A 6000-nucleotide genomic window follows, 5' to 3' on the forward strand; every position below is an offset into this window, starting at 1 on the left:
CTTCTGGAGACGCCACGCCCCCGCAAGGGGGCGTTTTTCGTTCGGTCGGCCTGCACAAGCCTCTTGGGTTGGCGGCCATCTATCTGTAAACTATGGCTTTCCGGGAGTAGTGCGTGTCCACCATTTGCGAATGGGCTGGCACGGCCATGCGTGGCCTCCAGCAATGCGGGTCGCAGGTGACGGTCGATGTGACCGGCGCGGTTGCCCCGACCTCGCGCGATGGTTACCGTCTGGCGCCAGCCGCCGCACGGATCGGCACCTCCCTCGCTGCCCCAGCGAACCGGAAAACCCCCTTCAAGCGCCATGTCCGCCCCCAGGGCGTGCGTGGCGCTGTCGTTTTCCATTTCCAGACAGGATGCTTGCAGCCATGACTCCCTTGATTTTCGTAACCGGCGGCGTGGTGTCCTCGCTCGGCAAAGGCATTGCCGCTGCGTCGCTGGCCGCCATTCTCGAAGCCCGTGGCCTGAAGGTCACGATGATGAAGCTCGACCCCTACATCAACGTTGATCCGGGCACCATGAGCCCGTTCCAGCACGGCGAGGTCTATGTCACCGATGACGGTGCCGAGACCGATCTCGATCTGGGCCACTACGAGCGGTTCGTGCGGACGCGCCTGAGCCGCAAGAATTCGGTCACCACCGGTCGCATCTACGAGAACGTGATCCGCAAGGAGCGTCGCGGCGATTACCTTGGCGCGACCGTGCAGGTCATTCCGCACATTACCGACGAGATCCGTCGTTGCATCGACGAAGCCACCGAAGGCTATGACGTCGCCCTGGTCGAGATCGGCGGCACCGTCGGCGACATCGAATCGCTGCCGTTCCTGGAGGCGATCCGCCAGGTGCGTACCGAGCGTGGTCCGGAGAAGGCGCTGTTCATGCACCTCACCCTGGTGCCGTACATCGGCGCGGCCGGCGAACTGAAGACCAAGCCGACCCAGCACTCGGTGAAGGAGCTGCGTTCGATCGGCATCCAGCCGGATGTGCTGTTGTGCCGTTCGGAGCAGGCCGTGCCCGATTCGGAGCGTCGCAAGATCGCCCAGTTCACCAATGTTTCCGAACGCGCCGTGATCAGCGTGCCGGACGTGGATGTGCTGTATCGCATCCCTTCGGGACTGCATGCGCAGGGCCTGGATGAGATTGTCGTCAACCAGCTGAAGCTCGCCGACAAGGCCGGTCCTGTCGATCTGTCGGTGTGGGAGGACGCGGTCGACGCCACGCTGCATCCGCTCGACGAGGTGACCATCGCCGTGGTCGGCAAGTACGTCGACCACCAGGATGCATACAAGTCGGTCGGCGAAGCACTCAAGCATGGTGGCCTGCGCCAGCGCACCCGGGTCAATCTGAAGTGGCTGGAAGCGCAGGACCTGGAAGGCACGGACATGGCCGCGCTGGCCGATGTCGATGGCATCCTGGTGCCGGGCGGATTCGGCGACCGTGGTTTCGAAGGCAAGGTGCTGACCTCGAAGTTCGCCCGCGAGAACCAGGTGCCGTACTTCGGCATCTGCTACGGCATGCAGGCGGCCGTGGTCGATTACGCGCGCAACGTGGTCGGCCTCGAAGGTGCCAACAGCACCGAGAATGATCGCCAGTCGCCAAATCCGGTGATCGGCCTGATCACCGAGTGGCGCACCGCTGCCGGTGACGTCGAGAAGCGCGACGACAAGAGTGACCTGGGCGGCACCATGCGTCTGGGCCTGCAGGAGCAGCGCCTGAAGCCGGGCACGCTGGCGCGTGAGCTGTACGGCAAGGACGTGGTGGCCGAGCGCCACCGCCACCGGTATGAGTTCAACAACCGTTACCGCACCCAGCTGGAAGACGCCGGCCTGGTGATCGCCGGCAAGTCGATGGACGACACCCTGGTGGAAGTGGTCGAGCTGCCGCGCGATGCGCATCCCTGGTTCCTGGCCTGCCAGGCGCATCCGGAGTTCCTGTCCACGCCGCGTGACGGCCACCCGCTGTTCATCGGCTTCATCCGCGCGGCACGCGAGCGCAAGGCCGGTGGCCAGTTGTTGCAGGAAGCGCGCGCCTGACTTGCGATGGGGCCCGCCAGGCCCCATCTTGCTCGCTTGAACCAAGTGCATCGGCCCGTTCGATGTAGCGGACAACTCTAAGGAAACGCCATGAAACTGTGTGGATTCGAAGTGGGGCTGGACCAGCCCCTGTTCCTGATCGCCGGCCCCTGCGTGATCGAGTCGATGCAGTTGCAGCTCGATACCGCTGGCAAGCTGAAGGAGATCACCGGCAAGCTCGGTGTGAACTTCATCTTCAAGTCCAGCTTCGACAAGGCCAACCGCACGTCTGGTACCGCTTTCCGCGGCCCGGGCATGGAGGAGGGGCTGAAAGTCCTGGCCGAGGTCAAGAAGCAGATCGGCGTGCCGGTGCTGACCGACGTCCATGAGTACACCCCGATGGACGAAGTGGCTTCGGTCGTGGATGTGCTGCAGACCCCGGCATTCCTTGTTCGCCAGACCGACTTCATCCGCAAGGTGTGCTCGGCCGGGAAGCCGGTCAACATCAAGAAGGGCCAGTTCCTGGCGCCCTGGGACATGAAGCCGGTCGTGGAGAAGGCCAAGGCGACCGGTAACGATCAGATCATGGTCTGCGAACGCGGTGCCAGCTTCGGCTACAACAATCTGGTGAGCGACATGCGTTCGCTGGCGGTGATGCGCGAGACCGGGTGCCCGGTGGTGTTCGACGCCACCCATTCGGTGCAGCTGCCGGGTGGGCAGGGCACCAGCTCCGGCGGCCAGCGCGAACATGTGCCGGTATTGGCCCGGGCCGCGGTGGCGGTGGGTATCTCCGGTCTGTTCGCCGAGACCCATCCTGACCCGTCCAAGGCCCTCTCCGACGGTCCCAACGCATGGCCGCTGGACCAGATGGAAGCACTGCTCGAAACGCTGATGGAGCTCGATGCGGTGACCAAGAAGCACGGTTTCTCACGCTTCGCGTGAAGTCTGACCCATGGACGGCGCTGGAAACCCAGCGTCGCCGCCGGCACTGGAAACAGTGGCCGTGGGGCCTGATCGCACTGGGCCTGGCGGGGTTGTTCACGGCGGGCGTGTTCGGTCTGGTGCTGATCGGCGCAGCGTCCGTGCGGTCCCCGGGTGATGGCAGCAGCGTGCTCAATCTGCGGGCGTACTTCATGGCGCTGCTGGCTGGCGAACTGTTGACTGCCGGCGGCTGCATCGCTGCCGCCGTGCTGGCTTGGCGCCTGAATCGCGGCAAGGTGGCCGCCGGGCTGGCGGTTGTCCTGCTTTCGCTGTGGCTCGGTGCGCTGTCCTACGGGGTGCTCTGATGAATGTGAGCACGTCTGCACGCGATTGGCCCTGGGGCCTGATCGCGCTCAGGCTGGCGGCGCAGGCATGGCACCGTCTGTCCGGCCATGGCCGCTGCTTTGCGGGTGCTCCTGGTATCGCTGCTGCTGCCGGGGCGGGGGCCAGCCGGGGCTGACGCCGTTCGCGCCATTTGGCAACGGGCGGGCAGCCGGGGATAATCACGCGGCATTCGTTTTGTCGCCCCCTCTCCATACAGGTAACCGGCCCGACCATGAGTACGATCCGCAGCATCCACGCCCGTGAAATCCTCGACAGCCGTGGCAACCCCACGCTGGAAGCCGAAGTCACCCTGGAGGACGGTTCGTTCGGTCGTGCCGCGGTTCCCTCCGGCGCCTCGACCGGCACAAAGGAAGCGGTCGAGCTGCGTGACGGCGACAAGACCCGCTACCTGGGCAAGGGCGTGCGCAAGGCTGTCGACAACGTCAACACGACCATCGCTGCCGCGCTGAAGGGCTTCGAGGCCACCGACCAGTCCGGCCTGGACCGCCGCCTGATCGACCTTGATGGCACCGAGAACAAGGGCCGTCTGGGCGCCAACGCGCTGCTCGGTGTCTCGATGGCGGCCGCGCACGCCGCCGCAGCATCCAGCAAGCAGGCGCTGTGGCAGTACCTGGCCGGCAGGACCGGCGTGACCCCGTCGCTGCCGGTGCCGATGATGAACATCATCAACGGCGGCGCGCATGCCGACAACAACGTCGATTTCCAGGAGTTCATGGTGCTGCCGGTCGGCTTCACCTCGTTCTCCGAAGCGCTGCGCGCCGGCACCGAGATCTTCCACTCGCTGAAGTCGGTGCTGAAGGGGCATGGCCTGAGCACCGCGGTCGGTGACGAAGGCGGCTTCGCGCCTGACTTCCGCAGCAACGTCGAGGCGCTGGACACCATTCTCGAAGCGATCGGCAAGGCCGGCTACACCGCGGGCGAGGACGTGCTGCTGGGTCTGGACGTGGCCTCCAGCGAGTTCTTCGAGAACGGCAAGTACAACCTGGTCGGCGAGAACAAGCGCCTGACCTCCGAGCAGTTCGTCGACTTCCTTGCCGACTGGGCCGCGCAGTACCCGATCATCACCATCGAGGACGGCCTGGCCGAGAACGACTGGGCGGGCTGGAAGCTGCTGACCGATCGCATCGGCAAGAAGGTGCAGCTGGTGGGCGATGACCTGTTCGTGACCAATCCGAAGATCTTCCAGGAGGGCATCGACTCCGGTACTGCCAATGCCATCCTGATCAAGGTCAACCAGATCGGCACCCTGAGTGAAACCCTGGAAGCGATTGCCATGGCTGACCGTGCCGGTTATGCCGCTGTCGTCTCGCACCGTTCGGGTGAAACCGAAGACACCACCATCGCCGACATCGCCGTGGCGACCACTGCCACCCAGATCAAGACCGGCTCGCTGTGCCGCAGCGATCGCGTGGCCAAGTACAACCAGCTGCTGCGCATCGAGGAAGCCCTCGGTGCCGGCGCGCGTTACGCCGGTCGTGACGCGTTCGTTTCGCTGAAGCGCTGAGGCCATGCGCGATTGGCGCTGGCTGCTGCTGGTGCTGGCCCTGCTGCTGGCATGGCTGCAGTACCGTTTCTGGTTCGGCCCGGGCAATTCGGGGGAAGTGATGATGCTCGAAGCCCAGGTTGCCGGCCAGGAACGGGACAACGAAGGTCTGCAGCAGCGTAATGATGCGCTGGCTGCGGAAGTGAAGGACCTCAAGGAAGGCCAGTCCGCCATCGAAGAGCGCGCACGCAGTGAGCTGGGCATGATCAAGCCCGGCGAGAAGTTCTACCGGGTGGTCGACGACGCGCCGGTTCGTCCGGCGCAGCCGCCGGTGCCGATGCCCGAACAGGCGGGCGACCACCCGGCGGACGTGCCATGAGCGCGGCGATCTGGGTGGTCGTTCCCGCTGCCGGTCGTGGCGCCCGCTTCGGTGCGCCACTGCCCAAGCAGTATCTGCAGGCGGGCGGGCAGATGCTGCTGGCCCACACCCTGCAGGCACTGCTGGCCCACCCGGCCGTTGCCGGCGCGATGGTGGTGATCGGCGAGGATGACGCGGATTGGCCGGGCTGGAGCGAATGGGCCGGCAAGCCGGTGCTGACCTGCACGGGGGGGGCGACCCGCGCCGCCTCCGTGCTGGCCGGCCTGCTTGCGCTGCCGGAGAGCGTCCGCGCCGATGAGTTCGTGCTGGTGCACGATGCCGCGCGGCCCAATCTGTCGCTGGCCGACCTGGGTCGCCTGCTGGAGGTTGGCCGTACCGATCCGGTCGGGGCCATTCTTGCCGCGCCGGTACGCGACACCCTGAAGCGGGCCGGTGACGATGGTGGCATCGACGGCACCGAGCCCCGCGAGCGCCTGTGGCGCGCGCTGACCCCGCAGCTGTTCCGCCGCCATCAGTTGATCCGTGCGCTGACCGACGCCGCTGCGTCCGGCGTGGACGTCACCGACGAAGCCATGGCCATGGAACGCCAGGGCCAGCGCCCGCTGCTGGTTGAAGGCAGCGAGGACAACTTCAAGGTCACCACGCCCGCCGACCTGGACCGCTTCGAATTCGTACTTTCCCGCCGGGCGCGGGGGGAGCCCCGGGCGGCCCCCGGCGGAGGGGTTTGGCGGAAAAAAGCGGGCCGGGACACCACCCCCCCAAGACCACCCGACCCCCCGCCCACCCCCGGGGGGCGGGTGG

The 6000-nt window shown here is 66.2% G+C and carries 6 protein-coding genes; all 6 read left to right on the forward strand.

Going from position 1 to position 6000, the window contains the following annotated elements; genetic code table 11:
• Positions 1-367 precede the first annotated feature (367 nt).
• Entirely contained in the window at positions 368-2032 is a 1665-nt protein-coding gene (locus tag ACVOME_RS10470; RefSeq protein ID WP_065174923.1) for a CTP synthase, read from the forward strand.
• Between the two features lie 90 nt (positions 2033-2122).
• Positions 2123-2953, forward strand: a complete 831-nt coding sequence (gene kdsA, locus ACVOME_RS10475; protein ID WP_053519722.1) for a 3-deoxy-8-phosphooctulonate synthase — start codon at positions 2123-2125, stop codon at positions 2951-2953.
• The gene (locus ACVOME_RS10480) at positions 2950-3297 is read left to right on the forward strand and encodes a hypothetical protein (RefSeq protein WP_481505066.1); all 348 of its coding nucleotides are present in this window, start codon (positions 2950-2952) and stop codon (positions 3295-3297) included. Before kdsA ends, ACVOME_RS10480 begins: the two co-directional genes overlap by 4 nt.
• Before the next feature lie 251 nt (positions 3298-3548).
• On the forward strand, positions 3549-4841 hold the full coding sequence (eno, locus tag ACVOME_RS10485; RefSeq protein WP_053519724.1) for a phosphopyruvate hydratase: 1293 nt from the start codon (positions 3549-3551) through the stop codon (positions 4839-4841).
• A 4-nt stretch (positions 4842-4845) separates the two neighbouring features.
• Positions 4846-5199: a cell division protein FtsB gene (ftsB, locus tag ACVOME_RS10490; protein WP_053519725.1), complete on the forward strand. Its 354-nt coding sequence runs from the start codon at positions 4846-4848 to the stop codon at positions 5197-5199.
• Positions 5196-6000, forward strand: an 805-nt coding sequence (gene ispD, locus ACVOME_RS10495; RefSeq protein ID WP_481505067.1) for a 2-C-methyl-D-erythritol 4-phosphate cytidylyltransferase, incomplete at its 3' end; no start/stop codon positions are given. The genes ftsB and ispD, both read left to right, overlap by 4 nt.

The organism is Stenotrophomonas sp. STEN008, assembly GCF_056760435.1.

Bases quoted from the DNA above. Each gene is read 5' to 3' on its own strand.
- eno (WP_053519724.1), top strand. From the start codon at position 3,549: ATGAGTACGATCCGCAGCATCCACGCCCGTGAAATCCTCGACAGCCGT.
- ftsB (WP_053519725.1), top strand. From the start codon at position 4,846: ATGCGCGATTGGCGCTGGCTGCTGCTGGTGCTGGCCCTGCTGCTGGCA.
- kdsA (WP_053519722.1), top strand. From the start codon at position 2,123: ATGAAACTGTGTGGATTCGAAGTGGGGCTGGACCAGCCCCTGTTCCTG.
- ACVOME_RS10470 (WP_065174923.1), top strand. From the start codon at position 368: ATGACTCCCTTGATTTTCGTAACCGGCGGCGTGGTGTCCTCGCTCGGC.